This window comes from bacterium, assembly GCA_040756715.1.
Taxonomy (GTDB): domain Bacteria; phylum UBA9089; class UBA9088; order UBA9088; family UBA9088; genus JBFLYE01.
Window position 1 is genome coordinate 1 of sequence record JBFLYE010000021.1, and the last position, 3,539, is coordinate 3,539.

Here is a 3,539-nt window from a genome sequence, read left to right on the forward strand (position 1 = left end):
ATACCCAAAGAAACAGGGCAATCTTCTTTGACCTAAAGAATGATAGTGGAAAAAACCTCTCTTCTGGATTATACTATTACAAAATAAAGGCAGACAATTTCTCTGCTATAAAATCAATGGCGGTGAAATGAAAAAAAATGCTTGACAAAGTATTTGATTGAGATTTATAATGAAGATATGAAAAATATGGAGGTGGTTTAAGATGTCTATTAAAAGACTAGTTTTAGGGATAGTTTTAGGGTTGGGTTTGATTGCTAATTTAGGTTATTCAGAGCCTAAAGCAAAGAGGAAGGGAACGGCAACCGTAGAGGCTCAAACAGAGGAAAAAAGCCCTCTCTGGAGAGTAGGGGCAGAGGATATTGAGGTGAAGGAGATAATAAAGCTTGTTCCTGGGATACCAGCAATAAAACAAGAAATACTATCTCCCGATAAAAAGAAAAAGGCAGGGACAAAAGCCAATGAAATAGTAATCAAAGAACTAAAGAAAGGAACAGAGGTAAAAATAAAGGAAGAAAAGCCAATAAAAAGCTTTTTTTGGCTTCCTAATTCAAAAAAGATTGCCTATATTGCAGAGAATGACCTATGGGTAACAGATCTTAGTGGCAAGAAAACAAGGATAGCAAAATTAAATGATTCTTCTTTTATATGGCTTTCTCCCAATGGAAAGGATGTTGTATATAATACATTGGACAAGAAAGGTATGAAAGTTGAGTATTGTGATTTAGAGAAAGAAAAAAAATGGGTGCTTACCGAAGGAAATGCCTGGAGGCTTTATTGGTTATCGGGCGGAAAAAAAATTGTTGTGGTTTCAATGGATCTAAGTATCTTCTTGATAAATAAAGATGGATCAGAAAAAGTCGATATAAATAGCAATTATGATGACGTTTTGTCCCCCGATGGAAAGAAGATAGCCTATGTGGATTATCCTGAATTGTGGGTAATGGATGCAGATGGAACAAACAAAAGAATGCTTACTCTGTGGGGAAAGAATCCCTCCTGGTCTCCCGATGGCAAAAAGATTGCCTATGATACAAACTTTGAGTTTCATGAATATGACCCTGAAAGGGATCCCCAGGGTGAGATATGGATCATAAATGTTGATGGAACAGGGAAAAAGCAACTGACTTATACCCTTTCTGGTGAGGATGAGGCTTGGAAATGCTTTCCAATTTGGCTAGACAATGAGACAATTTTCTATAAAGATGAGATAGATGAAGATGGTATTATAAAATTGAAAAAGAGGTGAATCTAATGAGAAAACTAACATTAGCCTTTATATTGATATGGGGAATCTATACTTCTGCTTTCGCAAAGAGTATGACAATCCTTGACCCTGGCCATGGAGGAAGTGATCTTGGTTGTGACTGGGGAGGATATATAGAAGCAACCGAGACCCTTAAAATAGCCCAAGCGGTGATGAATCTTTTGGATACAGAGCCTGATATAGATGGGACAATGACAAGAACCAAAGATGTTTATATGCCAATAGAAGATAAAGGAACTATAACCGGCCGAGCAACCTTTGTTAGAAATGTAATCAACCAAGGAAGCACAACTTATGATACCTTCATCTTCCTCTCCATCCATCTTAATGCAGGTGCAACAAAACCCACCTCAGCCAATGGCATTGAGACATATTTTTATAATGGTTCTTCCTTAGCCAAAGAACCCCATGAATTCTCCTTCTATACCCAATATGAACAGGTAAAGGCCAGAGGTCTGGTATTGGATAAAAATAAACAGGGTGACAGGGGGCTTAAGGATGGGAATGTAGAATCAGGTCGGATGGGGATGTTAAGAACCCTGACTAAGTATTCTCCAAAACCCCACCATAGCTCTCTTGTAGAAATAGCCTTTTTAACCAACCCCGATGATTATATAAAATCAATTACCAACAATCCAAACTTTATCCAAGAGGTAGTTGCTCCTGCCATTGTCTCAGGGATTAAGGATATATTGAAGGAGAATAGAAAGCCACAAGCAGCAATCAATATTATCCCTCCCTCACCCATAGACCCAAGTAAATATAGTAAGATGACCGTAAGATTGGCTACCTCTAAAAGGCTAGCCTCAACCCCAGATTTAAGATATACCCCAAGAAATGCATCTTCCCTTAAGCTTTATCCTCAAGATAGAGGAAATAATGTATCAAGGATTAGAAATATTATGTGGGAGGCTACAACAGGTATTTCAACCTCTACCCCTAGAGGCACAGCAACATTTTCCTATTCAGGAACAGACCTTGATGGTCTTACTGATACAACAATTATCGTAGGAGATGCCTTTATGTTCACTCCTACCATCATCCCCACCAACCAATTTGGCACCCCAACCTTTAATTTCAACCCAACCGACAATATCTACATTAAGGGAGATGGTTATGCAAGCAATACAACCTATAATCTCTATGTTAGCACTAATACAACCTGGATGGATAAAATGGGGTTATCTGGTTTATTATTTCCTATTACCACCAACAACCAGGGAGAGATTGCTAGCGGAACATCCCTGGGTATCCTTCCTTTGGGAAACTATGACCTCATTGTTGACACTGACAACAATGGCTTTTATACCCAAGGCATTGATGGAATCTATGGGATAAATTCCACGGAATTTTTCACTCTCGCTGCCTCAACCTGTAAGGTTAAGCTATATTATACCGATAACAATGGAAATATCCATCCCTTGCCAGAGGGAATGAAGATTGAGGTAAGGAGAAGACCACTTGGCTCTCCATATGACGATGAGGTTAGCTTTGGATATACCTGTCCAGATAATACCGTAAGCTTTGATATTGGTCTGGGTGAAGACTATAGGTATATGACAGTCTTAAGGTCTGAGGCGAGGTATCCTGACCATCTTACTTTACCCCCATACCCAATTACGGTTTATTGGCAAATGCTTCCTGAGAGAAAGAAATATATGTTTATCTCTGACCTATTTGAGCTAAAGGATGAGGACAGCGATGGAGTATTTACCGCTGAGGTGATTATCCCAAATACTGAAAGATACCACTATTACTATGGATGGATAGCCAATGCTACCGGTGCATTGGATATTGTAAGGCAATACCTAAAAGGACAAAATAGACAATTTTCTGAATACCCCAAATTTAATGATGACCGAAGATATGCAAACTCATACTATAGAGTAGGAGAGGATTGGAGTCCAAATACAATATCTGGCTATGACCATAGCACCTGGCAATATGGAATCAGGATAAATGGGGCAAAGAAAGATGAAAGCGATCCCGACAAATTCCTTGCTGCCCAGATGTCCCTTTATATGGCATACTATAACAGCCAATACATAACATCCCCAAGGCTGCTTGCTCCCAATCCCACCATAAGACAAGACCCATTCCAGGCATTCCTCAATGGTGCCTGCTATTGGTTCTCCTGTGATGTCAGGGGAACATCAACCATTTCAATCAGGGATGTAAATGGAATTGACCAGACCTTAAACCTAGAGGCAAGCGGGACAAAGGGGTTTGACAATGAGCTTACCAATGCCGCATTCCTTTGGAAATTCAACAATCC

Annotated in this window: 2 protein-coding genes; both read left to right on the forward strand. The window is 39.4% G+C overall.

Annotation, left to right across the window (positions count from 1 at the left end):
- The first annotated feature begins 202 nt into the window (after positions 1–202).
- A complete protein-coding gene (locus AB1397_00665; protein ID MEW6481517.1) occupies positions 203–1,246 on the forward strand; it encodes a hypothetical protein in 1,044 nt (347 codons plus the stop codon).
- A 5-nt stretch (positions 1,247–1,251) separates the two neighbouring features.
- A partial coding sequence (locus tag AB1397_00670) for an N-acetylmuramoyl-L-alanine amidase (GenBank protein MEW6481518.1) occupies positions 1,252–3,539 on the forward strand: 2,288 nt, incomplete at its 3' end.

What these genes read in the sequence shown, in the direction of transcription:
- AB1397_00665 (MEW6481517.1), top strand. Translation starts at nt 203, where the DNA reads ATGTCTATTAAAAGACTAGTTTTAGGGATAGTTTTAGGGTTGGGTTTG.